At 69.6% G+C, this 25,730-nt stretch carries 25 protein-coding genes; 16 read left to right on the top strand and 9 right to left on the bottom strand.

The features are described 5' to 3' along the window. Window positions 1–72 precede the first annotated feature (72 nt). The 4 genes from gloA to ACSFBC_RS04750 all read right to left on the bottom strand — a co-directional run bounded on the left by gloA (window position 73) and on the right by ACSFBC_RS04750 (window position 4,524). The gene (gene gloA, locus ACSFBC_RS04765; protein ID WP_435509148.1) at window positions 73–483 is read right to left on the bottom strand and encodes a lactoylglutathione lyase; all 411 of its coding nucleotides are present in this window, start codon (window positions 481–483) and stop codon (window positions 73–75) included. A 51-nt stretch (window positions 484–534) separates the two neighbouring features. Beyond that, window positions 535–1,665 carry a CaiB/BaiF CoA transferase family protein gene (locus ACSFBC_RS04760; protein WP_435509147.1) on the bottom strand — a complete coding sequence of 377 codons (1,131 nt, stop codon included), beginning with the start codon at window positions 1,663–1,665 and terminating at the stop codon, window positions 535–537. Between the two features lie 149 nt (window positions 1,666–1,814). Further along, window positions 1,815–2,795, bottom strand: a complete 981-nt coding sequence (locus ACSFBC_RS04755; protein ID WP_435509146.1) for a Bug family tripartite tricarboxylate transporter substrate binding protein — start codon at window positions 2,793–2,795, stop codon at window positions 1,815–1,817. A gap of 37 nt (window positions 2,796–2,832) precedes the next feature. Continuing rightward, entirely contained in the window at window positions 2,833–4,524 is a 1,692-nt protein-coding gene (locus ACSFBC_RS04750) for an acyl-CoA dehydrogenase family protein (RefSeq protein WP_435509145.1), read from the bottom strand. 106 nt (window positions 4,525–4,630) lie between these two features. Here ACSFBC_RS04750 and ACSFBC_RS04745 point away from each other — a divergent pair, with 106 nt between their 5' ends. Then, complete coding sequence (locus tag ACSFBC_RS04745) at window positions 4,631–5,530, top strand: LysR family transcriptional regulator (protein ID WP_435509144.1); 900 nt, start codon at window positions 4,631–4,633, stop codon at window positions 5,528–5,530. A 48-nt stretch (window positions 5,531–5,578) separates the two neighbouring features. Next, complete coding sequence (gene trxC, locus ACSFBC_RS04740; RefSeq protein WP_435509143.1) at window positions 5,579–6,016, top strand: thioredoxin TrxC; 438 nt, start codon at window positions 5,579–5,581, stop codon at window positions 6,014–6,016. Here trxC and ACSFBC_RS04735 read toward each other — a convergent pair whose 3' ends face one another. The 4 genes from ACSFBC_RS04735 to ACSFBC_RS04720 all read right to left on the bottom strand — a co-directional run bounded on the left by ACSFBC_RS04735 (window position 6,017) and on the right by ACSFBC_RS04720 (window position 10,685). Further along, on the bottom strand, window positions 6,017–7,012 hold the full coding sequence (locus ACSFBC_RS04735; RefSeq protein WP_435509142.1) for an exostosin domain-containing protein: 996 nt from the start codon (window positions 7,010–7,012) through the stop codon (window positions 6,017–6,019). Between the two features lie 104 nt (window positions 7,013–7,116). Next, entirely contained in the window at window positions 7,117–7,788 is a 672-nt protein-coding gene (locus ACSFBC_RS04730; protein WP_435509141.1) for an ABC transporter ATP-binding protein, read from the bottom strand. After that, a complete protein-coding gene (locus ACSFBC_RS04725; protein WP_435509140.1) occupies window positions 7,785–9,419 on the bottom strand; it encodes an ABC transporter permease in 1,635 nt (544 codons plus the stop codon). Before ACSFBC_RS04725 ends, ACSFBC_RS04730 begins: the two co-directional genes overlap by 4 nt. 201 nt (window positions 9,420–9,620) lie before the next feature. After that, window positions 9,621–10,685, bottom strand: a complete 1,065-nt coding sequence (locus ACSFBC_RS04720; protein ID WP_435509139.1) for a Fe(3+) ABC transporter substrate-binding protein — start codon at window positions 10,683–10,685, stop codon at window positions 9,621–9,623. Between the two features lie 301 nt (window positions 10,686–10,986). On the opposite strand from ACSFBC_RS04720, the gene ACSFBC_RS04715 reads away from it, so the two are divergent. From ACSFBC_RS04715 to ACSFBC_RS04670, 10 genes are read left to right on the top strand one after another with little or no spacing between them, the layout of a single operon-like run. Then, complete coding sequence (locus ACSFBC_RS04715; protein ID WP_435509138.1) at window positions 10,987–12,531, top strand: class I adenylate-forming enzyme family protein; 1,545 nt, start codon at window positions 10,987–10,989, stop codon at window positions 12,529–12,531. 44 nt (window positions 12,532–12,575) lie between these two features. Beyond that, the gene (locus tag ACSFBC_RS04710) at window positions 12,576–13,529 is read left to right on the top strand and encodes an NAD(P)H-dependent flavin oxidoreductase (protein WP_435509137.1); all 954 of its coding nucleotides are present in this window, start codon (window positions 12,576–12,578) and stop codon (window positions 13,527–13,529) included. A gap of 1 nt (window position 13,530) precedes the next feature. After that, window positions 13,531–14,661 (top strand): Re/Si-specific NAD(P)(+) transhydrogenase subunit alpha, encoded by a 1,131-nt coding sequence (locus ACSFBC_RS04705; RefSeq protein ID WP_435509136.1) that lies wholly within the window; start codon window positions 13,531–13,533, stop codon window positions 14,659–14,661. Between the two features lie 29 nt (window positions 14,662–14,690). Then, a complete protein-coding gene (locus ACSFBC_RS04700; RefSeq protein ID WP_435509135.1) occupies window positions 14,691–15,044 on the top strand; it encodes an NAD(P) transhydrogenase subunit alpha part 2 in 354 nt (117 codons plus the stop codon). Continuing rightward, window positions 15,041–16,543 (top strand): NAD(P)(+) transhydrogenase (Re/Si-specific) subunit beta, encoded by a 1,503-nt coding sequence (locus ACSFBC_RS04695; RefSeq protein ID WP_435509134.1) that lies wholly within the window; start codon window positions 15,041–15,043, stop codon window positions 16,541–16,543. Before ACSFBC_RS04700 ends, ACSFBC_RS04695 begins: the two co-directional genes overlap by 4 nt. 43 nt (window positions 16,544–16,586) lie before the next feature. Continuing rightward, entirely contained in the window at window positions 16,587–17,327 is a 741-nt protein-coding gene (locus tag ACSFBC_RS04690; protein ID WP_435509133.1) for an SDR family oxidoreductase, read from the top strand. Then, window positions 17,327–18,091, top strand: a complete 765-nt coding sequence (locus ACSFBC_RS04685; protein ID WP_435509132.1) for an enoyl-CoA hydratase — start codon at window positions 17,327–17,329, stop codon at window positions 18,089–18,091. The genes ACSFBC_RS04690 and ACSFBC_RS04685 overlap by 1 nt, the downstream gene beginning before the upstream one ends. Window positions 18,092–18,149: 58 nt before the next feature. Beyond that, a complete protein-coding gene (locus ACSFBC_RS04680; protein ID WP_435509266.1) occupies window positions 18,150–18,749 on the top strand; it encodes a 2-hydroxychromene-2-carboxylate isomerase in 600 nt (199 codons plus the stop codon). Window positions 18,750–18,796: 47 nt separating this feature from the next. Next, window positions 18,797–19,780, top strand: a complete 984-nt coding sequence (locus ACSFBC_RS04675) for a tripartite tricarboxylate transporter substrate binding protein (RefSeq protein ID WP_435509131.1) — start codon at window positions 18,797–18,799, stop codon at window positions 19,778–19,780. Between the two features lie 33 nt (window positions 19,781–19,813). Further along, window positions 19,814–20,794 carry a tripartite tricarboxylate transporter substrate binding protein gene (locus tag ACSFBC_RS04670; protein WP_435509130.1) on the top strand — a complete coding sequence of 327 codons (981 nt, stop codon included), beginning with the start codon at window positions 19,814–19,816 and terminating at the stop codon, window positions 20,792–20,794. A gap of 36 nt (window positions 20,795–20,830) precedes the next feature. On the opposite strand, the gene ACSFBC_RS04665 is transcribed toward ACSFBC_RS04670, so the two are convergent. Then, a complete protein-coding gene (locus tag ACSFBC_RS04665) occupies window positions 20,831–21,682 on the bottom strand; it encodes an IclR family transcriptional regulator (protein ID WP_435509129.1) in 852 nt (283 codons plus the stop codon). 154 nt (window positions 21,683–21,836) lie between these two features. Between ACSFBC_RS04665 and ACSFBC_RS04660 the strand changes: the two genes are divergently transcribed. The 4 genes from ACSFBC_RS04660 to ACSFBC_RS04645 all read left to right on the top strand — a co-directional run bounded on the left by ACSFBC_RS04660 (window position 21,837) and on the right by ACSFBC_RS04645 (window position 25,663). Next, window positions 21,837–23,039 carry an iron-containing alcohol dehydrogenase gene (locus tag ACSFBC_RS04660; protein WP_435509128.1) on the top strand — a complete coding sequence of 401 codons (1,203 nt, stop codon included), beginning with the start codon at window positions 21,837–21,839 and terminating at the stop codon, window positions 23,037–23,039. A gap of 266 nt (window positions 23,040–23,305) precedes the next feature. Continuing rightward, a complete protein-coding gene (locus ACSFBC_RS04655) occupies window positions 23,306–23,989 on the top strand; it encodes an energy transducer TonB family protein (protein WP_435509127.1) in 684 nt (227 codons plus the stop codon). Next, the gene (locus ACSFBC_RS04650; protein WP_435509126.1) at window positions 23,986–24,522 is read left to right on the top strand and encodes an RNA polymerase sigma factor; all 537 of its coding nucleotides are present in this window, start codon (window positions 23,986–23,988) and stop codon (window positions 24,520–24,522) included. Before ACSFBC_RS04655 ends, ACSFBC_RS04650 begins: the two co-directional genes overlap by 4 nt. Window positions 24,523–24,637: 115 nt before the next feature. Next, entirely contained in the window at window positions 24,638–25,663 is a 1,026-nt protein-coding gene (locus tag ACSFBC_RS04645; protein WP_435509125.1) for a FecR family protein, read from the top strand. The last annotated feature ends 67 nt before the right edge of the window (window positions 25,664–25,730 follow it).

Here is a 25,730-nt window from a genome sequence, read left to right as displayed (position 1 = left end):
CTGGCTCAGCCAACGCGATCCCCGGAAACAGTGTGAACAGGCCCTGGCCCGGTCCTCCGTATCGACCCGTGTTCAGCGCAGCCCGCCGCCCTCGGCGCCTTCAGCGCGCTGGATTAATTCGATCTTGTACCCGTCAGGATCCGTCACGAACGCGATCACGGTGCTGCCGCCCTTGACCGGACCGGCCTCGCGCGTGACGTTGCCGCCGGAGGCCTTGATCTTTTCGCAGGCCGCGTAGGCATCGGGCACACCCAGCGCGATGTGGCCGTAGGCCGTGCCCAGTTCGTAGGTTTCGGTGCCCCAGTTGTAGGTCAGCTCGATCTCGGCCTGGGCCGGATTGCCTTCGTAGCCGACGAAAGCCAGGCTGTACTTGTACTCCGGGTTCTCCGAGGTGCGCAGCAGTTGCATGCCCAGCACCTGGGTGTAGAAATCGATCGAGCGTTGCAGGTTGCCGACGCGCAGCATGGTGTGGAGAAGTCGCATCTCGTGGTTCGCCGTTTTTTGGGAAGCGCCGATTGTGCGACGCCTTCGGTGTCAATGCGCGTCGAAGGCTTCTCCGGGCGTGAGCGGCGCATGGCGGTAGGTGGCGGGCGTGCGGCCCAGTTTCACCGGCGCGCCGATGCCGCGGTAGCCGCCGGGCATCTCGACCACCATGCCGCGGTGCGCGGTGTGCGGATGTGCGAGCGCCGCATCCACCGGCAGCACCGGCGCGGCGGGCACGCCCGCGGCCATCAGCGTGTCGACCAGCGCATCGCCGTCGAAGGCCTGCATCGCGGCCTCGAGCGTGGGCTTGAGCGATGCGCGGTTCACCGAGCGCGCGCCCGCGGTGGCGTAGCGCGGGTCGGCAATGAGTTCGGGCAGGCCGATGCAGCGGCAGAAGTTGGCGAACTGACCGTCGTTGCCCACCGCCACGAACACCGGCTCGGTGCCGGTCGCGAGCGCATCGTAGGGATAGATGTTGGGGTGTGCGTTGCCGGTGCGCCGCGGCGGCTTGCCGTCGACGAACCAGTTGGCCGCGTGCGGGTGCAGCAGCGACAGGCCGCTGTCGTAGAGCGCGGCCTCGACGAACTGGCCGCGGCCGCTGCGTGTGCGTTCCTGCAGCGCCAGCAGCACGCCGATCACCGCGTTGAGGCCGGTCACCATGTCGACCACCGGCAGGCCCACGCGCAGCGGGCCGCCGTCGGCCTCGCCGTTGATGCTCATGATGCCGGTCATGGCCTGCACCGCGGCGTCGTAGCCGGGCAGCGCGCCCAGCGGGCCGTCGGCGCCGAAGCCCGAGACGCGGCACCACACGAGCCGTGGAAAACGCTCCGACAGCGTCTCGTAGCCGATGCCCCAGCGCTCCATGGTGCCGGTCTTGAAGTTCTCGATCAGCACGTCGGCCTCGGCCACCAGCGCGAGCAGCGCCTCGCGGCCCTCGGCACTGCCCAGGTCGAGGTGCATGGTGCGCTTGTTGCGGTTGAGCCCGTGGTAATACGAGGCCACGCCGTCCTTGAAGGGCGGGCCCCAGGTGCGCGTGTCGTCGCCCTGCGGCGGCTCGACCTTGAGCACGTCGGCGCCGTGGTCGCCCAGAATCTGGCCGCAGTAGGGTCCGCCGAGGATGCGCGAGATGTCGAGCACGCGCACGCCCGCAAGGGCGCCGGGAGTGGGGGCAGGGGCGGTCATCGGGGTCCTTGTGGAAAGAAGAGGGCGCATCGGCCTTCGCCGCCAGGCCGAAGGCGTCGTCGGACAGCAGGATCTCAGACGGGAAGCTTCGGGCCTGATCGAAGGGTGCCTTGTCGACCAAGGGTTCACGGTCGATGCCGGGCAGCGCGTCAGTCCAGTTGCGCGCCGGACTTCTTCACGATGTCCTTCCACTTGTCGCGCTCCGACACGATGAAGCGGCCGAGCTGGGCGGGCGAGGTGTCGCGCGTGGCCTCCAGGCCCTGCGAGGCGAAGAGCTGCTTGACCTTGGGCGTGTCGAGCACCTCGACGAAGGCATGGTTGAGCTTGGCGATGCGATCGGGCGGCGTGCCCGCGGGGGCGACGATGCCGAAGAACACGCTCACGTCGTAGCCGGCCACGCCTTGCTCGGCGACCGTCGGCAGTTCGGGCAAGGCCTGCGAACGCGCGGCCGTGGTGATGCCCAGCGCGCGCAGCTTGTCGGTCTTGACGTAGGGCAGGGCGGTGAGCACGTCGGTGAAGCTCATGCTCACCTGGCCGCCCAGCAGGTCGTTCAGCGCCGGGCCGGTGCCCTTGTATGGAATGTGCTGGAGGTCGATGCCCGCCGTCGCGTTGAACAGCACGCCGGCCAGGTGCGACGAGGCGCCGTTGCCCGACGAGGCATAGCTGAGCTTGCCCGGGTTGGCCTTGGCGTAGGCGATCAGTTCCTTCACGTTCTTCACCGGAACCGAGGGGTTGACCACCAGGATGTTCGGCAGGTAGCCGACCTGGACCACGGGGGCGAAGCTCTTCACCGGGTCGTAGCCCGGCTTGCGGTAGAGGCTGACGTTGATCGCGAGCGGGCCCGAGGTGCCGAACAGCAGCGTCTGGCCGTCGGGCGTGGCGCGCGCTACGTAGTCGGCACCGATGTTGCCGCCCGCGCCGGCGCGGTTCTCCACGATCATCGGCTGGCCGAGCCGGTCCTTCATCTCGGCCGCGAGCGTGCGCGCCATCGCATCGGTCGGGCCGCCCGGCGGGAACGGGATCACCAGCGTGATCGGCTTGTCGGGAAAGGTGTCGGCATGGGCCGCGGGCAGCAGGGGCAGGGCCGCCGCGGATGCGGCGGCGAATACGAGGGTGGCGAGAAGTCGCATGGGGGTTGTCTCCGTTGTCTGTCTTGAATGAAAAGGCTCAGGCCGCGTTCCAATCGGCCGGCACCTGCGGCGCGGCCAGCGGATCGCGCGGCAGCACGCGGTGCAGCAGCACCGACTGCGCCCAGGCCACGCGCTGCGCCGAGCCGCCGCGCGCGCCTTCCCAGGCCATCGCGATCGCGCTGACCACGTGGTAGAGCGCCGAGGCGGCCTGGCGTGCGAGGCGGTCGCCGCCGTCCTCGGCCGCGATCCGCGTGAGCTGGCCGGCACGGTCGAGCGCATCGCGCAGCGCCGCGGCGAAGGCGGGCGCCAGCGGCGCGTCGTCGACCAGCGCCGCGAAGTGCGCCTGCAGCACCGGCAGCGAGCCCTCGCGCTTGACCGCGCGGATCACGTCGAGCGCGACGATGTTGCTTGTGCCTTCCCAGATCGAGCCCAGGTGCGCATCGCGCAGCAGCCGCGGGTCGCTCCATTCCTCGATGTAGCCGCAGCCGCCGCGCACTTCCATCGCGTCGCCGGTGACCTTGCGCGCGTCGCGGCAGGCGCGGAACTTGATGAGCGGCGTGAGGATGCGCAGCAGCGGGTAGGCGCCGGTGTCGCCGCCGTCGGAGCGTGCCAGCGCCTGCGCGGTCTGGAACACCATGCTGCGCGCCTGCTCGGCGGGCAGCCGCAGCTTCTCCAACTGGCGCTGCATCAGCGGCATGTCCTCGAGCCGTTGGCCGAAGGCGCGGCGCTCGTGCGCGATGTACTCGGCCTCGGCCACCGCGCGGCGCATCAGGCCGGCCGCGCGCACGCCGTTCGACAGCCGCGAGTTGTTCACCATGTCGGCCATCTGCACGAAGCCGCGGCCCTGTTCGCCCACCAGATAGGCCAGCGCGCCTTCGAGCCGGATCTCGCCGCTGGCCATCGAGCGCGTGCCCAGCTTGTCCTTGAGCCGCAGGATGCGGTAGCGGTTGGCGCTGCCGTCGTCGAGCCGGCGCGGCAGCAGGAACAGCGACACGCCCTTGAGGCCGGGCGCGCCGCCGTCGACGCGCGCCAGCACCATCGCGAAATCGGCGTCGGGGTTGGAGCAGAACCACTTGTCGCCCGTCAGCCGCCATTGGCCTTCGTCGTCCTGGTGCGCACGCGTCTCGGTGGCCGCGATGTCGGAGCCGGCCGCCTGCTCGGTCATGAACATCGCGCCCTGCGCCAGCGTGTCGAAGCCCAGCGACTGGAAGCGCGGCATGAAGCGTTCGACCAGTTCGGGGCTGCCGAACTTCTTCAGCGTGCGCGCCAGCGAATCGGTCATCGAGACCGGGCAGCACAGGCCGAACTCGGCCTGCACGAAGAGGTAGGTCAGCACGTACTTGACCAGCGGCGGCATGCGGCCTCGCCAGCCCAGCGTTTCGTCGCGGTGCGACATGGCGGCCAGGCCGAACTCGCTGAGCGCGAGCCGTTCCATCTCGACGTAGGCGGGGTGCTTGTGCACCTGCGGGTCGTCGATGCCGGTGCGGGTGCGCAGCGTGAGCGTGGGCGGGTTTTGGTCGGCGGTGTGCGCCAACTCGTCGAGCCGGCCGCCGGCCAGCGCGCCCAGCCGCTCGAAGTGCGGGCGCATGTGCGCCAGCAGGTCGGCCGGCAGGTAGAGCGCGAGCAGACCATGCAGTTCGGTGTCGTGGTCGAACAGGCTCCGGCCATGGCGGTCGGGCACGGGATGGGCGGCAATCTCGCCGACGGATGCGGCAGCGGTGCTGGGCATGGGCTTGTCTCCTGGTTCGCCCGCATTCTTCGGTGGCTGACGATTCTTGTCTAATATCGAATTGGTCTTGATCCATTCGATCTGCCTATCATTGAAAGGACGCCCCATGGAGCTGCGCCATCTGCGCTATTTCGTCGTGCTGGCCGAGGAGCTGCACTTCGGCCGCGCCGCGCGGCGGCTCGCGATTTCGCAGCCGCCGCTGAGCGTGGCCATCCGCCAGCTCGAGGAATCGGTCGGCGCCCAGCTGTTCGAGCGCAACAGCAAGGCGGTGCGCCTGACCGCCGCCGGCCAGACGCTGCAGGCCTCGGCGCGCACGCTGCTGCGCGACGCCGAGGAGGCGGCGACCGAGGCGCGGCATGTGGCGCAGGGCTCGGCCGGGCGGCTGCGCATCGGCTTCGTCGGCGCGATGCTCTACCGCGGCCTGCCGCAGGCGCTGACGCGGTTCCAGGCCGCGCATCCGGCGGTGCGCGTGAGCCTGGTCGAACTCAATTCCGGCGAGCAGATGACCGAGCTGCTGCAGGACCGCATGGACGTGGGCTTCGTCCACACCGGTCGCGTGCCGGCCGAGCTGCAGGCCCGCCTGCTGGTGTCCGAGCCCTTCGTCGCCTGCCTGCCGGCCGCACACCGGCTGGCCCGCAAGCGCGCGGTGGCGCTGGCCGACCTGCGCGACGAATCCTTGGTGCTGTTCTCGCGCCATGCCTCGCCCGACTACCACGCGCGCATCCTGGCGATCTGTGCCGAGGCCGGCTTCCGGCCCGAGGTGCGGCAGGAAGTGCGGCACTGGCTGGCCGTGGTGTCGATGGTGTCGCAGGGCCTGGGCGTGGCGCTGGTGCCCGACGCGATGCGCCATTCGGCATTGAAGGGCGCGGTGTTCCGGCCACTCGAGGAACTCACGCCGCCGTCGGAAGCCTATGGCGTCTGGCCGGTGGCCTCGCCCAACGTGCTGGTGCCGCGGCTGCTCGATGCGGTGGTGCGCAGCCTGGGACCGCGCGCCGCGGCGGGATGATTGCAATCGGCCACGCTGCCCCTAGATGGAAAGACACCGAGGAAAAACATGACCGACACCCTGCACATCGTCTGCCCGCATTGCCACACCACCAACCGCGTGCGTGCCGACCAACTGGTCAGCGCGCCGGATTGCGGCAGTTGCCATCAAACGCTGTTCGCGGGCCGTTCGGTGGCCCTGAACGAATCCGCCTTCGACCGCCACATCGCGCGCAACGAGATCCCGGTGCTGGTCGACTTCTGGGCGCCCTGGTGTGGCCCCTGCCGCCAGATGGCACCGGGCTTCGAAGCCGCGGCCGCGAAGCTCGAGCCGCGCGTGCGCCTGGCCAAGGTCGACACCGAAGCCGTGCCTGCGCTGGGCGCGCGCTTCAACATCCGCAGCATCCCGACGCTCGCGCTGTTCAAGGGCGGCCGCGAGATCGCGCGGCAGGCCGGCGCGATGGGCAGCGCCGACATCGTGCGCTGGGCCGAAGCGCACTTGCGCTGATCAGCCGCCGATCTTCTCCAGCACGCGGCTCAGCTTGTTGGCGATGCGCTGGGGCAGCGTCCAGCCGTTGAGCTGCGCCATCCTTGGCGAGCGCCAGCGGGCGACTTCCTCGGCCGCCGAGCCGCCCGTACCGTTGCCGCGAATGAGCCCCAGCAGGGCATCGGCGTAGTACGGGACGATCCGGTCGGGGCGGAAATGCGCCTGCCAGGCCCGGTGCGCGGCCTCGCCCATGGCGATGTAGTCGACGGCACGGGCCTCGAGCCTCTGCTGCAGCAACGGCAGCTCGGCTTCGGGCACCTTCACCGACAGGCTGCGCCAGTCCGGCCCCGACGGCTCGACGAACTCGTCGGCCAGGATCACCGGCGCCACGCCCAGCGCCATGCTTTCGAAGACGCGCATCGAAGCGGGTGCCCAGCCCCCCGGGCACAGCGAAAACTTGCCCGAGCGCAGCAGCGCGACGTAGCGCTGTTTTTCGTCCGTGCCGTGGTCGAGCCAGCTTTCGGTGGACTCGGCCTTGAACACCGGGGAGCGGCTGCAGACGTCGAGCAGGCCCTGGCGCAGCTTTCGATGGGACTTCGGGTTGCCGCGCCAGGTGGCCAGCAGGCTGGCCGGTGGGCGGGGCGTTCCGGCCTGGGCCGTCACTTCCTCGTTGGGTTGGGCGAGGAACGGGATTGCCGCATGCAGCTTCGGATCGAAACGACTGCGCCGCAGACAGGTGTAGAGGCCGCGCAGCAAGCCGGCGGCAGCGTCGTCCTCGTTGAGCGTGTAGACCTTGTGCGGGAAGCGTCCCACGATCGGGTCGGCCGCCAGCATGTCGATGTAGCGCCACTCGCGGAAGGCCCAGGGCTCGTTCAGGATCAGCGCGTCGGCTTCTTCGATGTCCTGTGCTTCGACGACGCCGGGCCGGGTCAGCAGTTCCGCGCGCAGCACATCGAGGCGGTAGGGGTCGGCGCTGGCCAGCGGCGTGTCAGCGGGTGTGAGAAAGCGGAGCTTCATGCGGCAAACCCTGAAACGAGAACGCACCGAGGTCGGTGCTGAATCTCAATATAAGGGCAGGGGTCGCCGGCCCTGGTCGTCGGCCGGAAATTTGAGCTTTTGACCTACATCCAGCGGCTCAGGCGGCCGTTGTGCATGGTGCCGATCCGATCGGCCATCACGCGCGCCTCGTGTTCGTTGTGCGTCACCAGCACCGCCGTCTGCCCGGCCTGGCGCAGGATGTCGCGCACCTCGGCCGTGAGCCGTTCACGCGTGGCGCCGTCGAGGTTGGAAAAAGGCTCGTCGAGCAGCAGCAGCGCGGGCGCGGGCGCGAGCGCACGGGCCAGTGCGATGCGCTGCTGCTGGCCGCCCGAGAGCTGGTGCGGAAAGCGCGCGCCGGCTTCGGCCAGGCCGACCAGCGCGAGCATCTGCTGCACGCGTGCCGCGCGTTCCGACGCCGCCGTTCGCCGCAGGCCGAAGCCCACGTTCTGCGCGGCCGTCAGGTGCGGGAACAGCGCGTACTCCTGGAACATCATGCCGACGCGGCGCTTCTCGGGCGGCAGGTGGATGTCGGCCGTCGACAGCAGCACCTCGCCCAATTCGATGCGCCCGCCGCGCACCGGCTCGAAGCCGGCGATGGCGCGCAGCACCGTGGTCTTGCCGCAGCCCGAGGGGCCGAGCAGGCAGCCGATCCGGCCGGCCTCGAGCGCCAGCGAAAAGCCGTCGACGACCGTGTGCAGGCCACGCGGACCTTCATAGCCGAGTCGCAGATCGTGGATGTTCAGGGCGGCGGTCATGGGGGGGGATTCTCGAAGGGCAGGGCGGTGGCATCGGGCGCGCTGCGGAATTGCGTGCGCGCCAGCAGCACCACCGGCAACAGGCCGGCCAGCACGATGGCCAGCGCCGCGATGGCACCTTCCTCGTAGGTGCCGCGGGCCGCTTCGGCATAGAGCCAGGTCGCGAGGGTGTCGAAGTTGGCGGGCCGCAGCAGCAGCGTGGCGGGCAGCTCCTTCATCGCATCGACGAAGACCAGCAGCGCGCTGGCCGCGATGGCCGGCTGCAGCAGCGGCAGGTGCACGCGGCGCAGCGTGCCGGCGGCGTTCTCGCCGAGCAGGCGCGAGGCCTGCTCGAGCGCGGGCGGGATGCGTGCCAGACCCGACTCGATGCCGCCCACGGGCATGGCCAGGAAGCGGATCACGCAGGCGATCACCAGCACCACGCCCAGCCCCATCAGCGGCAGGCCGGGCAGGCGCAGCCAGTCGGCCAATTGCGCATCGAAGGCCAGCGCGGGCGTGAGCAGGCCGATGGCCAGCACCGTGCCCGGCAGCGCGTAGCCCAGCGTGGCGACACGGGCCTGCCAGCGCGCGCGGTTGGGCATCGCGCCGTGGCTGCGCGCGGTCCAGGCGACCACCAGGCCGGCCACCACGGCGATCACGGTCACGCCCATCGCCAGCGCCAGCGTGTTGCCCAGGCTGTGCACCAGCCCCTGCGACACGCCCTGGCCCAGCCGCAGGCGCTTCACGCTCTCCCACACCAGGTAGGCCGCGGGCGCGACGAAGCCGATCAGCACCGGCAGTGCCGCGGCCGCGGTTGCGGCCCAGGCGGCGGCACCGCGCAGCGCGCGCGGCTGCATCGCGCGCATGCGCTGCGCCGAACCGAAGCGCTGGTGGCGCCGTCCGTGGCGTTCGAGCAGCACCAGCAGCACCACCACGAGCAGCATCGCGCAGGCGATCTGCGCCGCGCCCGCGAGGTCGGAGCGCGTGATCCAGGTGGTGTAGACCGAGACCGTCAGGGTGTTGATGCCCAGAAATTCCGAGGCGCCGATGTCGTTGAGCGTCTCCAGCAGCGCGAGGCTCAGGCCCACGGCCAGTGCCGGGCGCGCGAGCGGCAGCGCCACGCGCCGGAAGGCGCCGAAGCGGCCTTCGCCCAGGGTGCGCGCGGCCTCCATGAGATGGGCCGGCTGCGTCATGAACATCGCGCGTGCGGTCATGTAGACATAGGGATAGAGCACGAAGCCGAGCACGAAGATCGCGCCGCCCATCGAGCGCAGGTCGGGCAGGCGGAACTGGCGCGGGCTGTCGTAGCCCAGCAGCCAGCGGATCGCGCCCTGCACCGGGCCGATCGGGTGCAGCAGGTCGAGGTAGGCGAAGGCCACGATGTAGGTCGGCATCGCCAGCGGCAGCAGCAGCGCCCAGTGCAGCACGCGCCGGCCGGGGAAGTCGCAGCTGCTCACCAGCCAGGCGCAGCCCGTGCCGATCACGAGCACCACCGTGCCCACGCCCACCAGCAGCACGGCGGTGTTGAGCGCGGCCTGCGGCAGCACGTAGCGCATCAGATGTGCCCAATGCGAGAGATCGGCGCCCAGCGCCAGCCAGGCGAGCGTCGCCACCGGCGCGAGCACGCCCAGCGCCACGAGCAGGGTGGCCATGCGCCACAGCGGACCGGCCGCCCGAAGACCAGCAGGACGACGGCCGAAACTCAAACCCAACACATACCGCCCATGAGATGACTTACTGACTTATTCCAGGAACACCGTGGAACCGGCTTTGCCGGGCCACTGGTGTTGCCCCCGGAGGGGGGAGGGGCGAAGCGACACGAAGTGCGCGAGCCCTTCGGGGGAGAGCCAAGCCTATTGATCGAAACCGACCTTGTCGACCAACGCGCTCGCCTGCTTGCGGTACTTCGCGATCTCGGTCAGCGGCAGCGGATCGACCTTCAGCTCGCCGATGGCCTGGCCGATGATCGGGTCGAGCGCCACGCCCTTGCGCACCGGGTACTCGTAGTTGGCCTGTGCGTAGAGCGACTGGGCCGATTCCGACACCAGGAACTCGAGCAGCTTGACCGCGTTGGCGCGCTGCGGCGCGTTCTTCGCGACAGCGGCGCCGCTGATGTTGACGTGCGTGCCGCCGCTCTTGGCGTTGGCGAAGGTCGGGCGGATCACCCGGATCGCGTCGCCCCACTTGCGCGCGTCGCTGCCTTCCTTGGAGGCCTTCATCTGGCCCACGTAATAGGAGTTGGCCAGCCCGATGTCGCAGATGCCGCCCAGGATGTCGCGCGCCACGTCGCGGTCGCCGCCGGTGGCCTTGCGCGCCAGGTTGGCCTTCACGCCGCGCAGCCACTGCTCGGTCTTGGCTTCGCCGTCGTGCGCGATCAGCGAGGCGATCAGCGCGGTGTTGTAGGGATGCTGGCCCGCGCGGATGCAGACCTTGCCCTTCCACTTCGGATCGGCCAGGTCTTCGTAGCGGAAGCTGTTGATCTTCATGGCCTTGTCGGCGTACAGCACGCGGGCGCGCATCGACAGGCCGAACCACTGGCCGTCGGCGCCGCGCAGGTTGGCCGGGATCGCGGATTCGAGGGCCGCCGACTTCACCGGCTGCGTCACGCCGCCCTCGACCAGGTCGAGCAGGTTGCCGGCGTCCACCGTCATCAACACGTCGGCCGGCGAGCGTGCGCCCTCCGCCTTGACGCGCTCGAGCAGACCGTCCTTCACGAACACCGTGTTGACCTGGATCTTCGTGGTCGCGGTGAACGCCGACAGCAGCGGCTGGATCAGGCCCGGCTCGCGCGTGGTGTAGAGCGTGAGCGACTCGGCGGCGTGGGCCGGCAGCGCGGCTGCCGCCAGGCAGGCGATGGAAACGAGGGAGCTCAGGGCGCGCAAGGGGCTGCGGCCGGTCGCGCACAGGCGGTCGGTCATGAAGGGGTTCTCCTGGATGGACGTCGAAGCGGCCACCGGATGGCGGCCGCGATCTCATCGGGCAGTGCCGATGCGAATCATTATCAAGTCCACGGCCCGTGGACCCAAGCGATTGGACCTACAAGGCTGCGGTTTATTCCCCCAGGGGGCTCAAGGAAAAGGGTTTCCCCTTGATCGTGGTTCTGCAATGCAGTCTTGATTTGCCATAGCTGGCGAACTCTGAGGACCATGAAACTGCTAAGCGGAATAAGATTCCGCAAAAACGCAGTACCTGAAGTGCGCAACCCCGACGGAGACACCCATGCCTGCCCTTGCGAATTCAGCCGACGCGCCGACGCGCCTGCACCAACTGATCGACCCCTGGGTCGCCGCCCGGCCCGACGCGCTGGCCGTGGCCGATGCGCACGTGTCGCTCGACTACGCGCAGCTGCACGCGGTCACGGTGGCTGCAGCGGCGCAGCTCCAGGCGCTGGGCGTGCGCGCCGGCGACCGGGTGCTGATCGTGGGCGAGAACTGCGCGGCCGTCGGTGTCTTCGTGCTCGCGCTGAGCCGGCTCAATGCCTGGGCCAGCGTGGTCAACGCCCGGCTGTCGGCACGCGAGGTGGACGACTTCGTCGCGCATTCGGGCGCGCGCCGGGTGCTCTACACGCCGCATGTCTCGCCCGATGCGAACAAGCACGCGCAGCGCCACGGCGCGCAGGCCGTCGACTGGCCGGGCCTGGGCCCGCTGCCGGTCGGTCCGCTGGCCGAAGGCGTCGAGCCCGAGCCCTGCCATGCGGCGGCCGAGGACCAGGTCGCGGCCATGATCTACACCTCCGGCACCTCGGGCGCGCCCAAGGGCGTGATGCTCACCCATGCCAACCTGATGTTCGCGGCCATGGCCTCGGTCCACATCCGGCGCTTCGGTCCCGGCGACCTGATCTACAGCGCGTTGCCCATGGCGCACGTGGTCGGCCTGTCGACCCAGTTCCTGGGCTGCATGGCCAGCGGTTCGGCCGTGCTGCTCGAGCCCCGCTTCTCGCCCGCGGCGATGGCGCACGCCCTGGCCGAGAAGGGCGTGACCGCCTTCACCGGCGTGCCGGCCATGTTCGTCAAGCTGCTCGAGTGGTCGCGCGACCAGGGCGTGCCGCTGGTCGCGCCCAAGCTGCGTTTTCTCTGCGTGGCCGGCTCGCCGCTCACGCCCGCGCTCAAGGCCGACGTGGAGCAGGTCTTCGGCCTGCAGCTCAACAACGGCTACGGCCTGACCGAGACCGCGCCCACCGTGGCGCAGACCCGCATCGACGTGCGGCGCGACGATTGCGCGGTCGGCGTGCCGCTGCCCGGCGTCGAGACACGCATCGTCGACGCGGCCGGCGCCGAAGTGCCCGACGCACAGATCGGCGAACTCTGGGTGCGCGGCCCCAACCTCATGAAGGGCTACTACCGCAACGAGGCGCAGACGCGCGTCGCGATCAATGCCGAGGGCTGGTTCAACACCGGCGACATGGCGCGGCGCACGCCCGACGGCGCGCTGCTGATCGTGGGGCGCAGCAAGGAACTGATCATCCGTTCGGGCTTCAACGTCTACCCGGTCGAGGTCGAGCAGGTGCTCAACAGCCATCCCGACGTGGTGCAGTCGGCCGTGGTCGGCCGCACCGTCGACCACAACGAGGAGGTGATCGCCTTCATCGAGACGGTGTCGGGCGCGGCCTTCGACGAGCCGGCGCTGCGCCTCTACCTGCGCGAGCGGCTCTCCCCCTACAAGCTGCCCGCCGAGATCCATTGCCTGGCGCAGCTGCCGACCACGCCCTCGGGAAAGATTCTCAAGACCGCGCTGGAAGCCATCGCCCGGCAGACCGCCGCCTGAATTCGGCGCACGCCCGTTTTTCGCAACTTCACCCGGAGCCTCGCATGGCCCTTCCCGACATTCTCAAAGACCAGCTCGCGCTGCCGCTGATCGGTTCGCCGCTGTTCATCATCTCGAACCCCGAGCTCGTGCTGGCGCAGTGCCTGGCCGGCGTGGTCGGCTCCTTCCCCGCGCTCAACGCACGACCCAAGGAACTGCTCGACGAATGGCTCACGCAGATCACGACCACGCTGGCGGCTGCCCGCGCGGCCGAGCCTGAGCGCCGCATCGCGCCCTTCGCGGTCAACCAGATCATCCATGCGTCGAACGACCGGCTCGACCACGACATGGCGCTGTGCGTGAAGCACCGCGTGCCGATCGTCATCACCAGCCTCTCGGCGCCGACCGACTACGTGGCGCCGATCCATGCCTACGGCGGCCTGGTGTTCCACGACGTGACCAACGTGCGGCATGCGAAGAAGGCGCTCGAGGCCGGCGTCGACGGCCTGATCCTGGTCTGCGCCGGTGCGGGCGGCCATGCCGGCACCATGAGCCCCTTCGCGCTCGTCAGTGAAGTGCGCCAGTTCTTCGACGGCCCGATCGCGCTCTCGGGGTCGATCACCTCCGGTGCGCACGTGGCGGCGACACGCGCGATGGGCGCCGACCTGGCCTATGTCGGCACGCGCTTCATCGCGACGCCCGAAGCCAATGCGCAGGAGGCCTACAAGCAGATGATCGTCGACAGCGCCGCGGCCGAGGTCACCTACACGCCGCTGTTCACCGGCGTGCACGGCAACTACCTGGCACGCAGCATCGCGGCCGCGGGGCTCGACCCGGTCAACCTGCCCACGGCCGACAAGACCTCGATGAACTTCGGCTCGACGCGCATCAAGCCCTGGAAGGACGTCTGGGGTGCGGGGCAGGGCGTGGGCAACATCCGCGAGGTGCTGCCGACGGCGGAACTGATCGCGCGCATGGTGCAGGAGTACCAGGGCGCCCTCAACCACATGGCAGCTTGAGATGAAGATCGGCATTCCCTCGGAGACGCTGGCCGGAGAGACACGCGTGGCGGTGACGCCGGAGACCGCGAAGAAGTTGGTGGCGCAGGGCCACGTGGTGGTGGTGCAGTCGGGCGCGGGGGGGGCGGCCAGCGTGACCGATGCGGCCTACGAAGCCGCCGGTGCGCGCATCGTCGACGGGGCCGAGGCCTTCGCCGCCGAGATCGTGCTCAAGGTGCGCGCGCCCTCGGACGCCGAAGCCGCCTTGCTCAAGCCGGGTGCCGTGGTCGTCGGCATGCTCAACCCCTTCGATGCCGCGGGCCTGCAGCGCCTGGCCGCGGCCGGGGCGGTCGGCTTCGCACTCGAAGCCGCTCCGCGCACCACGCGTGCCCAGAGCATGGACGTGCTGTCTTCCCAGGCCAACATCGCCGGCTACAAGGCCGTGATGATCGCGGCCGACCAGTACCAGCGCTTCTTCCCGATGCTCATGACGGCCGCGGGCACGGTCAAGGCCGCGCGCGTGGTGATCCTGGGTGTCGGTGTGGCGGGCCTGCAGGCGATCGCCACGGCCAAGCGCCTGGGGGCGGTCATCGAGGCTTCTGATGTGCGCCCCAGCGTGAAGGAGCAGATCGAGTCGCTGGGCGGCAAGTTCATCGAGGTCTCCTACGACACCGCCGAAGAGAAGGAAGCGGCTGTGGGCGTGGGCGGGTATGCCAAGCCCATGCCCGCGAGCTGGCTGGCGCGCCAGCAGGTCGAGGTGGCCAAGCGCGTGGCGCTGGCGGACATCGTGATCAGCACGGCGCTCATTCCCGGTCGTGCCGCGCCGACCTTGATCACCGAAGAGATGGTCAAGTCCATGAAGCAGGGCTCGGTGATCGTGGACATCGCCGCGGGCAAGGGCGCGGACGGCGTGGGTGGCAACTGCCCGCTGTCCCAAGCCGACCGCACGGTGGTCAAGCACGGCGTGACGATCGTGGGCGAGACGAACCTGCCCGCGCGCGTGGCGGCGGACGCCTCGGCGCTGTATGCGCGCAACGTGCTGGACTTCCTCAAGCTGGTGCTGCCCAAGGAGGGGGGTCTGAAGATCGACCTCGAGGACGACATCGTGGCGGCCTGCCTGGTCACGCGCGACGGTCAGGTGACCCGCAAATAAGAACGCAAAAGAACACAAGGAGCCGAGACATGGAATCCGTCAACCCGACCGTCATCAACCTGATCATCTTCGTGCTGGCCATCTACGTGGGCTACCACGTGGTGTGGACGGTCACGCCCGCGCTGCACACGCCGCTGATGGCGGTGACCAACGCGATCTCCGCGATCGTGATCGTGGGCGCGATGCTCGCGGCTGCGCTCACCACCACGCCGCTGGGCAAGACCATGGGCGTGCTGGCCGTGGCGCTGGCCGCGGTGAACGTCTTCGGCGGCTTCCTGGTGACCCGGCGCATGCTGGAGATGTTCAGGAAGAAGGAGAAGAAGCCTGTTCTGAGCAAGGTCGAAGGGGCCGCACCCGCTGCCGGCAAGGGAGACGCAGCATGAGCATGAGCCTCGTCACGCTGCTGTACCTGGTGGCCAGCGTCTGCTTCATCCAGGCCCTGAAAGGCCTGAGCCACCCCACCACATCCATCCGCGGCAACGTCTTCGGCATGAGCGGCATGGCGATCGCCGTGCTGACCACGATCGCGCTGATCCATGGCCAGGCCCGGGCGCTGAACATCGACTTCGGCACCGGCATCGCCTATGTGCTGGTGGCGCTGGTCGTGGGCGGCGGTCTGGGCGCCTACATGGCCAACAAGGTCGAGATGACCAAGATGCCCGAGCTGGTGGCCTTCATGCACAGCATGATCGGGCTGGCGGCGGTGTTCATCGCGGTGGCCGCGGTGGCCGAGCCCTGGGCCTTCGGCATCACGGCCGCACCGGTGGCCTCGGCCATCGGCAGCGTCACGGTCGACGGCGGCGCGGTGCTGATCGACGGCTTCCTGCGCTACGCCATCCCCGCGGGCAACCGGCTGGAGCTGTTCCTGGGCGCGGCCATCGGCGCCATCACCTTCAGCGGCTCGGTGATCGCCTTCGGCAAGCTCTCGGGCAAGTACAAGTTCCGCTTGTTCCAGGGCGTGCCGGTGCAGTTCCAGGGCCAGCACATGCTCAACCTGGTGCTGGGCCTCTTGACCGTTGCACTGGGCCTGGTGTTCGTCTTCACCGAGAGCTGGAGCGCCTTCTTCGCGATGCTGGCGCTGGCCTTCGTGATGGGCGTGCTGATCATCATCCCGATCGGCGGGGCGGACATGCCGGTGGTGGTGTCGATGCTCAACAGCTACTCGGGCTGGGCGGCTGCGGGCATCGGCTTCAGCCTGAACAACGCGATGCTGATCATCGCGGGCAGCCTGGTGGGCAGCTCGGGCGCGATCCTGAGCTACATCATGTGCAAGGCGATGAACCGCAGCTTCTTCAACGTGATCCTGGGCGGCTTCGGCGGCGAGGCGGTCACGGCGGGGGGCGGTGCCAAGGAGCAGCGGCCGGTGAAGAGCGGCAGTGCGGACGATGCGGCCTTCGTCCTGAGCAATGCCGAGACGGTGGTCATCGTGCCGGGCTACGGTCTGGCGGTGGCGCGCGCGCAGCACGCGGTGAAGGAGCTCGCGCAGAAGCTCACCGACAAGGGCATCACGGTGAAGTACGCGATCCACCCGGTGGCCGGGCGCATGCCGGGGCACATGAACGTGCTGCTGGCGGAGGCCGAGGTGCCCTACGACCAGGTGTTCGAGATGGAGGACATCAACGGCGAGTTCGGCCAGGCCGACGTGGCGATCATCCTGGGCGCGAACGACGTGGTGAACCCTGCCGCGCACACCAAGGGCAGCGCGATCTACGGCATGCCGATCCTGGAGGCCTACAAGGCCAAGACGGTGATCGTGAACAAGCGCTCCATGGCTGCGGGCTACGCGGGCCTGGACAACGAACTCTTCTACATGGACAAGACCATGATGGTCTTCGGCGACGCCAAGAAGGTCGTGGAAGACATGGGCAAGGCGATCGAGTAGGCCGAGCAGGCCGATCCACATCAGCACAACGAAGGAGCTGCACATGACGAACGACAAGACGGGAAAGAAGGCGATCCTGGTGATCGGCGCGGGCGACGCCACCGGCAGCGCCATCGCCAAGCGTTTCGCGCGCGAGGGCTACATCGCCTGCGTGACGCGCCGGCAGGCCGACAAGCTCGCGCCGCTGGTCGAGGAGATCAGGGCCGAGGGGGGCGAGGCGCACGGCTTCGGCAGCGACGCGCGCAAGGAAGAGGAGATGGTGGCGCTGGTCGAGCAGATCGAGCGCGACATCGCGCCGATCGAGGTCGCGGTGTTCAACATCGGCGCCAACGTGCGCTTCGGCATCACCGAGACCACGGCGCGCGTGTACTTCAAGGTCTGGGAGATGGCCTGCTTCGGCGGCTTCCTCATGGGCCGCGAGACCGCCAAGGTGATGCTGCCGCGCGGCCGCGGCACGATCATCTTCACCGGTGCCACGGCCAGCCTGCGCGGGCGCGACGGCTATGCGGCCTTCTCGACCGCCAAGCAGGGCCTGCGCGCGCTGGCCCAGAGCATGGGCCGCGAACTCTGGCCCAAGGGCATCCACGTGGCGCACCCGGTGATCGACGGCGCGATCGACACCGAGTTCATTCGCACCACCTTCCCCGAGCGCTACGCGCTCAAGGAGCAGGGCGGCATCCTGAGCCCCGAGGCCATCGCCGACGCCTACTGGCAGATCCACATGCAGCCGCGCAACGCGTGGACGCACGAGACCGAACTGCGTCCCTGGATGGAGGCCTGGTGATGAGCGACGCCACGAACGACATCTCGCGCGCGCTCGAGGCCGGCGTGCTGCGCCTGGGCTTCGACCGCCCGGCGCGCAAGAACGCCATGACCGGCGCGATGTACATCGCCCTGGCCGAGGCGCTGCAGCAGGCCGATGCCGACGACGCGGTGCGCGTGGTGGTGATCCACGGCAACGAGGACGCCTTCTGCGCCGGCAACGACATCGGCGACTTCGCGGCTGCCGCGCCCAGCGAGGGCGAGCGCCCCTCGGTGCGCTTCATGAAGGCGCTGCTGCGCATGGGCAAGCCCGTGGTCGCGGCGGTCAACGGGCCCGCAGTGGGCATTGGCGCGACGATGCTGCTGCACTGCGACCTGGTCTACGCGGGGAGCGCGGCGAAGCTGGTCTTCCCGTTTGCCAGGCTCGGCCTGTGCCCGGAGTTCGCGTCGACGCTGCTGCTGCCGGCCAAGCTCGGCCACCAGCGCGCGGCCGCGCTGCTGATGCTGGGCGAACCCTGCACCGCGGCCGAGGCGCAAGCGCTGGGCCTGGTCAACGCGGTGCTGCCGCCGGCCGAGGTGCTGCCACAGGCGTTGAAGGTGGCGGCGCAACTGGCCGCGACCTCGGCGCCGTCGCTGCGCGCCACCAAGGCGTTGATGCGCGGCGAGGAACTGGCCGGCTACGAGGCCCGTATCGCGCAGGAGAACGCGCACTTCGCGCAATTGCTCGCGTCGCCCGAGGCCAAGGCCGCCTTCGCTGCGTTCCTGCAGCGCGGCAAGGGCGGCTGAGCCGATGCATCGAGATACCCAGGAGACCACCGTGCGCACCCAAGTTCCCGTCCACTTCATGTTCGACTTCGGCAGCCCCAATGCCTACATGTGTCACCGCGTGATCCCCGAGATCGAGGCCCGCACCGGCGCCGTGTTCACCTACGTGCCGATGCTGCTCGGCGGGCTGTTCAAGCTCAGCAACAACCGCTCGCCGGCCGAGGCCTTCGCGGACATCGCGAACAAGCGCGCCTACGACAAGCTCGAGGTGCGCCGCTTTGTCGCGAAGCACGGTCTCGACCGCTACCAGCCCAATCCCTTCTGGCCGGTCAACACCCTGCAGACCATGCGCGGCGCGGTGGCGGCGCAGAAGCTGGGCTGCTTCGTGCCCTACGTGGAGGCGGTCTACGTCGCCATGTGGGAGCAGGGCCTGGACATGGCCGACCGCGAGGTCATCGTGCGCACGCTCGACGCGGCGGGGCTCGACGGCCTGGCGATCTACGAGGGCACGCAGGACGCGGAGGTCAAGGCCGAGCTGATGGCCAACACGCAGCGCGCCTACGAACGCGGCGCCTTCGGTTCGCCGACCTTCTTCGTCGGCGAGGAGATCTTCTTCGGCAAGGACCGCCTGCGCGAAGTCGAGGAAGAGATCGTGCGCGCGCAGGCCGCCTCGGCCTGAGCGCGCCGACGACCCCACCCCGGATCAAAGAGAGACAGGAGACAAGAATGAACACCCGACTTTTCATGCGCACGCTGGGTGCAGCCTGCGCGCTCGCGGCCCTGCTGCCGCTGGCGCAGGCCCAGGACAGCGTCACGAACTACCCGGTGCGGCCGATCCGCGTGATGATCGGTTTCGCGCCCGGCGGCTCGACCGATGCGCCGATGCGCGTGCTGGCCGAGCGCGTGTCGAAGATCCTCAAGCAACCGGTGGTGGTCGAGAACAAACCCGGCGCGGCCGGCGTGATCCCGACGCAGGTGCTGCAGTCCTCGCCCAACGACGGCTACACGCTGGCCATCGCGCCGGCCGGCGTCTACCGCATCCCCTACACCACCGACCTCAAGTGGGACCCGGCCACCGACCTGAGCTACATCATCGGCATCACGGGCTATGCCTTCGGCACCGTGGTGCAGGCCTCGTCCTCGATCAAGACCATGGCCGACTTCATCGCGCAGGCCAAGGCCCGGCCTGGAGAGATCACCTACAGCACGCCGGGCGTGGCGACCACCAACCACCTGACGATGGAGCAGGTGTCGCGCATCGCGGGCATCCAGCTCAACCATGTGCCCTACAAGGGCTCGGCCGAATCGCTGCAGGGGCTGCTCGCGGGCCAGGTCGACTCGGCCGCCGAGACCTCGGCCTTCGTGCCGCAGGTGGACAGCGGCAAGCTCCGGCTGATCGCGGTGTGGGGCGCCAAGCGCATGGCGCGCTATCCCGATGTGCCCACGCTCCGGGAGCTGGGCATCGACATCGTCCAGACCTCCCCCTGGGGCCTGGTCGCGCCCAAGGGCACCGACCCGCGGATCGTCGCGCGGCTGCACGACGCCTTCAAGGAGGCGATGGCCTCGCCGGCCTTCCTCGAAGTGCTGGCGCGCTACGACATGGAGCCCGACTACCGCAGCTCGAAGGACTTCCAGCGCTTCGCCGTCGAGTCGATGAAGCGCGAGAAGGCCATCCTCGACACGCTGGGGCTGAGCCGCACGCGGCAATGACCTGAACACAAGAAGAAAGACGGAGACAAGACCATGAAGACACGACACTTCCTCGCGAGCGGCCTGGCCGCCGCTGCACTGAGCCTGCTGGGCGGGGCCTCGACGGCCATGGCACAGGAGGCCTTCCCCGCGCGCCCCATCAAGGTCATGCTGGGCTTCCCGCCCGGTGGCTCGACCGACACGCCGATGCGCGTGCTGGCCGAGGACGTGGGCCGGATCCTCAAGCAGCCGGTGGTGATCGAGAACAAGCCCGGCGCGGCGGGGCTCATGCCCGCGCAACTGCTGCAGGCGGCGCCGGCCGACGGCTACACGGTGGGCGTGATCCCGGGCAACCTGTTCCGGCTGCCCTACACCGGCACGATGAACTGGAACCCGGCCACCGACCTCAGCTATGTGATCGGTCTCACGCAGTTCGTCTACGGCGTCGTGGTGCCGCCCAACTCGCCGTTCAAGACCTGGGACGACCTGCTGGCCTACGCCAGGACCAACCCTGGCCAGCTCACCTACGCCACCTCGGGCGCCTACCTCGCGCAGCACATCACGATGGAGCAGATCGCGCGCATCAAGGGCGTGAAGTTCAACCACGTGCCGTACAAGGGCACGGCGGAGGCGTTGAACGCGGTGATGGGCGAGCACGTGATGGCCGCGGCCGACACCTCGGGCTGGGGTCAGGCGGTCGAGGCCGGGCGGCTGCGGCTCTTGGTGACCTTCAACGAGAAGCGCCTGGCCAAGTTCCCCAACGTGCCGACGCTCAAGGATGTCGGCATCGACTTCCCGCCGCCCTCGGCCGCCTGGGGCCTGGCGGTGCCGAAGAACACGCCGCCGGCGGTGGTGCAGAAGCTGCATGACGCCTTCAAGCAGGCGATGGAGATGCCGGGCTTCCGCAACGCGCTGGCCCAGTACTACATGGAGCCTTCGTACATGAGTTCGGCGCAGTACCAGCAATTCGCCGCGGCCTCGGTCAAGCGCGAGAAGACGCTGCTCGACGAGATCGGCTTCGTGCGCGACAAGTGAACCTTCTTCGCCCGTCCGAGGTGGACGGGCATGACCTCAGCGCCGCGCGCCGAGCTGCTGCTCGATGCGGCGCACCGTCTCGATCACGCGCGGCCGGATCTCCTGCATGAAGGTCTCGCGCGACAGCAGCTGCGCCGGGCCGGCGGCGTTGATCACCATCACCGGCAGGCCCTGGCCCAGCTGCAGCGGCACCGCGATGCCGTGGATCTCCTTCTGCCATTCGCCGAAGGAGCTGCAGCAGCCGTGCTCGGCCAGCTCCGACACGCCCTGCCGGATGCCCTGCGCGACGCGTGGCCACGAGGTCGGATCGAGCGCCTCGATGCGTTCCTCCAGGCCTTGCCGCTCGCTGGGCGTCACGCCCGCCAGGTAGGCCCGGCCCATGGCCGTGGTCGCGAGCGGGATGCGCGAGCCGATGTCGAGCCGCAGCGTCACGATCGACTGCCCGCGACAGACCTCGATGTAGAGCATCGACATGCCGTCGCGGATGCCCAGCGAGATCTGGCTGCCGGTGGCGTTGGCCAGCTCGTCCATCAGCGGTCGGCTGACCTCCTTGACGTCGAGCCGCGCGAGCGTGGTGCCGCCCAGCGTGAGCGTGGCCATGCCCAGCCGGTAGCGGCCCGACTCTTCCACGTGGTGCAGGTAGCCCAGCTTGGTCAGCGTGTAGGTCAGCCGCGTCACGGTGGACTTGGGCAGCTTGCAGCGCTCGGACAGGTCCTGGTTGCCCAGCCGTTCCTCGCCCGACTTGAAGCAGCGCAGCACGTCGAGCCCGCGGGCCAGCGCCGTGACGAAGTGGCGGTCTTCCTTGCCGTGGGCACTGCCTGAGGCGATGCCCTCGTCCTCACGGTCTTCCTCGGCATCGAGGGGGGAGGGCACGGATCTCTTGTTCATGGTGATGTGCTGCAGAGCGGTTTTTTAATCTGCCATGGAGGTAGGTTGACCCCGCATGGTCCCTCTTGTCTCTTCAGATGACTCGATTGCAGAATTCTAGACTGCATTGCAAAACATATGGCAATGGCCGAACCCTCTGCAACAGGAGACTTCCATGCATCCCCTCCTTCCCACCGGCATCCACAGCTTCCCCGCGATCGAGCGCGTGCGCTTCGGCCAACCGGCCGCCGCGGCCGTGGCCGTCGAAGCCGCCCAGGCCCGCGCACAGCGCGTGTTCATCATGGCGAGCCGTACGCTCAACACCCGCACCGAGGTGATCCGCGAGATCGAGGCCGCGCTCGGCGAGCGCCATGCCGGCACCTACGACGGCATGCCGCAGCACACCACGCGCACCGGCGTGGCGCGCGCCGCGCGGGCGGCGCAGCAGGCCGGCGCCGACCTGATCGTGGCGGTGGGCGGCGGCTCGGTGATCGACGGCGCGAAGATGGTCACGCTGTGCCTGCGCCACGGCATGAGCGACGAGCACCTCGAGGCGCTCGACCGCTTCGAAGTCAGGCTGGGCGACGACGGCAAGCCGGTGCGGCCGGTGTTCGACGGCCCGACGGTCCGCATGGTCGCGGTGCCCAGCACGCTCAACGGCGGCGAGTGCAACGCGGGCTGCCTGGTGACCGACGAGCGACGCAAGCACAAGCAGACCTTCTTCCACATCCACATGATGCCGCGCGCGATCGTGCTCGACCCGGCGCTCACGCTGCACACGCCCGAGACGCTGTGGCTGGGCTCGGCCACGCGCGCGCTCGACCATGCGATCGAGGCGCTGCTGTCGGTCACGGCCACGCCGCTGGCCGATGCGGTGGTGCTCTCGGGCATCGCGCGCATGGCCGCGGTGCTGCCGAAGTGGCAGGCCGCGCCGCACGATCTCGCGCTGCGCGCCGAATGCCAGATCGCGTCGTGGCTGTGCTCCTACGGCCTGTCCAGCCGCGGCGCGCAGGGTGGCGTGATGATGGGGCCGAGCCACGCGATCGGCCATGTGCTGGGCGGCACCTGCGGCGTGCCGCACTACCACTGCACGCCGGTGCTGATGCCGGCCGTGCTGCGCTGGAGCGAAGGCGCCACCGCCGATCGGCAGCGGCTGCTCGCGCAGGCGTTGGGCCAGCCCGCGCTGTCGGCGGGCGAGGCCTTCGCGCAGCTCGTGGCCTCGCTCGGCTTGCCGGCCAACCTGCGCGCGGTCGGCGTCGACGAGAGCCGCTTCGACGAGATCGCGAAGATCAGCATGCACGAGATCTTCACGCGCGGAAATGCGCGCCAGATCACCACGCCGGCCGACGTGCGCGAGATCCTCGCGCTCGCGGCCTGAACAGGGCGTCGAGGGTCGACGCGCCGGTGCGCGCGCGGAGACACGGCGATACGGAACCAGGCCGACCGGTGGCGTGGAACCGGCCGGCCGGAAACCGCGCGCCGCAAGGCTGTCAAGAAACGGTCATTTGGCGCGGCGAGTATGGGAAGGTTTGATCCTCCTCGTACCGCCTTGTCGCCTTCGCCCTCCCACCCGCCATCGCACCGGCCGTCCGTCTGCCGGCGGGTGTGCGTTCGCGACGCCGCTGGAACAGGGCGGCCGATCGCATGCGCCGGCACGCCGTGGCGCTGACCTGGGCGCGCAGGGTCATGGTCCTGTGCTGCGCGTTGGGCGTTCAGGTCGCCGCGTCGGCCGACCCCGCGGAGGGCCTGTTCGATTTCGACCTGCCCAGCCAGCCGCTGGCCTCGGCCCTGCGGGTCTATGCGAGCACGGTTCGGCGCCCCTCGGTCTCTCGCAGCGAGATGGTGACCGGCAGGACCTCGACCGCATTGCAAGGCCGCTACTCGGCGGAGGCCGCGCTCGCGCTGCTGCTCGCCGGCACCGGCCTCGCGGTCGAGACCGTCGATTCGGGCGGCATCCGGGCGTTGGTGCTGGTGGCCGCACCGATGCCGAGCCTGGCGGTGCGGCCGTCGGGCCTGTCGCTCGGTGACTATGCAGGGCTGCTGCAGGCCGGGGTGTGGGCCGACTTCTGCGAGGACGCGCGCACGGCGCCCGGCGCCTACCGCGCGCTGCTGCGTTTCCAGGTCGACGGGGCGGGACAGGTGCAACGGCCTCGGCTGCTGGGTCCATCGGGCGATGCGATGCGCGACGCGGCGCTGCTGGAGGTGCTCCAGCGCGTGCGCATGGCGCAGGCCCCGCCGCCGGACTTTCCGCAGCCTGTGACCCTGCTCATCGAACCGCATCGCGCGCATGGCGGCCCGCGCTGCACCGCGGAGGTCGCCGGGCCATGACCGACAACGCCCATCCGGCCCTGTCCGACTACCTGAGCCGGCACTACGCGCGGCTCAAGCTGCGCGTCGCCCGTTTGCTGGGCAGCGAGGACCTCGCCGGCGACGCTCTGCAGGACACCTGGCTGCGGCTGCAGGGCCAACCGGACGAGGCCGCGTCGATCCGCAGCCCGACGGGCTACCTGATCCGCGTCGCGGTCAACATCGCGGTCGACATCCAGCGCCGGCAGAGCCGCTCCGCCTCGGTGGAGGAGATCGAGGCCTTCATCGATCCGGCGCCCGGGCCGGCACAGACCGCCGAGGCACGCTCCGAGTTCAAGGTGATGCTGGCGCTGCTCGAACGCCTGCCGGAGCGGCGTCGCCAGGTGTTCCTGCTGGTGCACCTGGACGGCCTGGCGCACAAGGAGGTCGCGCAGGCGCTCGGGATCTCGATGCGCACGGTGGCCTACGAGCTGAAGAGTGCGCATGGGACGTTGAACGAAGGCATGCAGCAAGGCGCCGGTCCGCGCCGGACGCCGCCCATGGAAAATTCATGATCGAGAAAGTTTGCAGTTTTGGCGTGCCTCATTCGTCCTTCCTGAATATGGCCATGCTTGCATCCCCCCGTGACCTGCCGGCGCACCGCGCCGCGTGCGGAAGGCGCGCGACCGCATGAGCACCGCACTGCCGTCCGAAGCCGTCGACGCGGATGCCGCCGAGCGCCTGCAGGCGCAGGCCTGGGTCTGGCTGCGGCTGCTGCATTCGGGCCAGGCCCGGGTCCACGACCTCGACGGGCTGCGGCGCTGGTTGCGTGCCGCGCCGGCGCACCAGGCGGCCTTCGACCAGGCCAAGCAGCAGTGGACGGATTTCAAGCCCCTCTCGCGTACGGCGCTGCGCGCCGACGCCGGTCTCGCACAGCGCCATGCCACGTTGCTCGCGGCCCGGCAGGCGCCATCCCGCGGCACGCCGGGCCGGCGCGCCTTCCTGGGCATGGCCGGTGCGGGTGCGCTCGCCAGCCTGGTCGGCTTCGGGCTGGTGCATCCGCCGGCCGACCTGTGGCCCGCGGCCGGTGAATGGGGCGCCGACCTGCGCACGGCCACCGGCGAGCAACGCACGGTGACGCTCGAGGGGCGGGTCGGGCTGATGCTCAACACGCGCACCAGCGTGCGGTTGCGCAGCGCCGGCAGCCAGGCCGTGGGCATCGACCTGCTGGCCGGCGAGGCCGCGATCGACCTGCGGGCCAGCGCCCATGCCTTCGGCGTGGCCGCGGGCGTGGGCCGCAGCTTCGCCGAGGGCGGCCGCTTCGAGGTGCGCCACCTCGACGGCCGCGTGTGCGTCACCTGCATCGAGGGCCAGGTGCGCATCGAGCATCCCGCGGGCGAACGCCGACTGCGTTCGCGGCAGCAGGCCGTGTATGTCGCCGACGCCATCGGCGCCGTGGTCGACATCGACGCGGCGGACGCTACGGCATGGCAGAAGGGCGAACTGGTCTTCAGTGAGACGCCGCTGCACGAAGTCATCGCCGAGATCAATCGCTATCGCCCGGGGCGCATCGTGCTGATGAACACGCAGGTGCGTGACAGGCCCGTGACCGGCAGCTTCTTCACGGCTTCGCTGGACGAGGCGCTGCTCCAGATCCGCCACGGCTTCGGCCTGCAGGCCCGCGCGCTGGTGGGCGGGGTCGTCGTCCTGAGTTGATCGCCGGGTGCACGCGCGCTGCGCCTGCACCGCGTCGTCCGTCGAGTCGGTCTGGATTTATTTTTGC

The sequence above is a fragment of the Variovorax frigidus genome (genome assembly GCF_051216515.1).
Taxonomy (GTDB): Bacteria; Pseudomonadota; Gammaproteobacteria; order Burkholderiales; family Burkholderiaceae_C; genus Variovorax.
Note: the sequence above shows the minus strand (reverse complement) of the source record. Positions and strands in the feature narration are given on the sequence as shown.

Bases quoted from the DNA above. Each gene is read 5' to 3' on its own strand.
- gloA (WP_435509148.1), bottom strand. From the start codon at position 483: ATGCGACTTCTCCACACCATGCTGCGCGTCGGCAACCTGCAACGCTCG.
- ACSFBC_RS04760 (WP_435509147.1), bottom strand. From the start codon at position 1,665: ATGACCGCCCCTGCCCCCACTCCCGGCGCCCTTGCGGGCGTGCGCGTG.
- ACSFBC_RS04755 (WP_435509146.1), bottom strand. From the start codon at position 2,795: ATGCGACTTCTCGCCACCCTCGTATTCGCCGCCGCATCCGCGGCGGCC.
- ACSFBC_RS04750 (WP_435509145.1), bottom strand. From the start codon at position 4,524: ATGCCCAGCACCGCTGCCGCATCCGTCGGCGAGATTGCCGCCCATCCC.
- ACSFBC_RS04745 (WP_435509144.1), top strand. From the start codon at position 4,631: ATGGAGCTGCGCCATCTGCGCTATTTCGTCGTGCTGGCCGAGGAGCTG.
- trxC (WP_435509143.1), top strand. From the start codon at position 5,579: ATGACCGACACCCTGCACATCGTCTGCCCGCATTGCCACACCACCAAC.
- ACSFBC_RS04735 (WP_435509142.1), bottom strand. From the start codon at position 7,012: ATGAAGCTCCGCTTTCTCACACCCGCTGACACGCCGCTGGCCAGCGCC.
- ACSFBC_RS04730 (WP_435509141.1), bottom strand. From the start codon at position 7,788: ATGACCGCCGCCCTGAACATCCACGATCTGCGACTCGGCTATGAAGGT.
- ACSFBC_RS04725 (WP_435509140.1), bottom strand. From the start codon at position 9,419: ATGGCCACCCTGCTCGTGGCGCTGGGCGTGCTCGCGCCGGTGGCGACG.
- ACSFBC_RS04720 (WP_435509139.1), bottom strand. From the start codon at position 10,685: ATGACCGACCGCCTGTGCGCGACCGGCCGCAGCCCCTTGCGCGCCCTG.
- ACSFBC_RS04715 (WP_435509138.1), top strand. From the start codon at position 10,987: ATGCCTGCCCTTGCGAATTCAGCCGACGCGCCGACGCGCCTGCACCAA.
- ACSFBC_RS04710 (WP_435509137.1), top strand. From the start codon at position 12,576: ATGGCCCTTCCCGACATTCTCAAAGACCAGCTCGCGCTGCCGCTGATC.
- ACSFBC_RS04705 (WP_435509136.1), top strand. From the start codon at position 13,531: ATGAAGATCGGCATTCCCTCGGAGACGCTGGCCGGAGAGACACGCGTG.
- ACSFBC_RS04700 (WP_435509135.1), top strand. From the start codon at position 14,691: ATGGAATCCGTCAACCCGACCGTCATCAACCTGATCATCTTCGTGCTG.
- ACSFBC_RS04695 (WP_435509134.1), top strand. From the start codon at position 15,041: ATGAGCATGAGCCTCGTCACGCTGCTGTACCTGGTGGCCAGCGTCTGC.
- ACSFBC_RS04690 (WP_435509133.1), top strand. From the start codon at position 16,587: ATGACGAACGACAAGACGGGAAAGAAGGCGATCCTGGTGATCGGCGCG.
- ACSFBC_RS04685 (WP_435509132.1), top strand. From the start codon at position 17,327: ATGAGCGACGCCACGAACGACATCTCGCGCGCGCTCGAGGCCGGCGTG.
- ACSFBC_RS04680 (WP_435509266.1), top strand. From the start codon at position 18,150: ATGTTCGACTTCGGCAGCCCCAATGCCTACATGTGTCACCGCGTGATC.
- ACSFBC_RS04675 (WP_435509131.1), top strand. From the start codon at position 18,797: ATGAACACCCGACTTTTCATGCGCACGCTGGGTGCAGCCTGCGCGCTC.
- ACSFBC_RS04670 (WP_435509130.1), top strand. From the start codon at position 19,814: ATGAAGACACGACACTTCCTCGCGAGCGGCCTGGCCGCCGCTGCACTG.
- ACSFBC_RS04665 (WP_435509129.1), bottom strand. From the start codon at position 21,682: ATGAACAAGAGATCCGTGCCCTCCCCCCTCGATGCCGAGGAAGACCGT.
- ACSFBC_RS04660 (WP_435509128.1), top strand. From the start codon at position 21,837: ATGCATCCCCTCCTTCCCACCGGCATCCACAGCTTCCCCGCGATCGAG.
- ACSFBC_RS04655 (WP_435509127.1), top strand. From the start codon at position 23,306: ATGCGCCGGCACGCCGTGGCGCTGACCTGGGCGCGCAGGGTCATGGTC.
- ACSFBC_RS04650 (WP_435509126.1), top strand. From the start codon at position 23,986: ATGACCGACAACGCCCATCCGGCCCTGTCCGACTACCTGAGCCGGCAC.
- ACSFBC_RS04645 (WP_435509125.1), top strand. From the start codon at position 24,638: ATGAGCACCGCACTGCCGTCCGAAGCCGTCGACGCGGATGCCGCCGAG.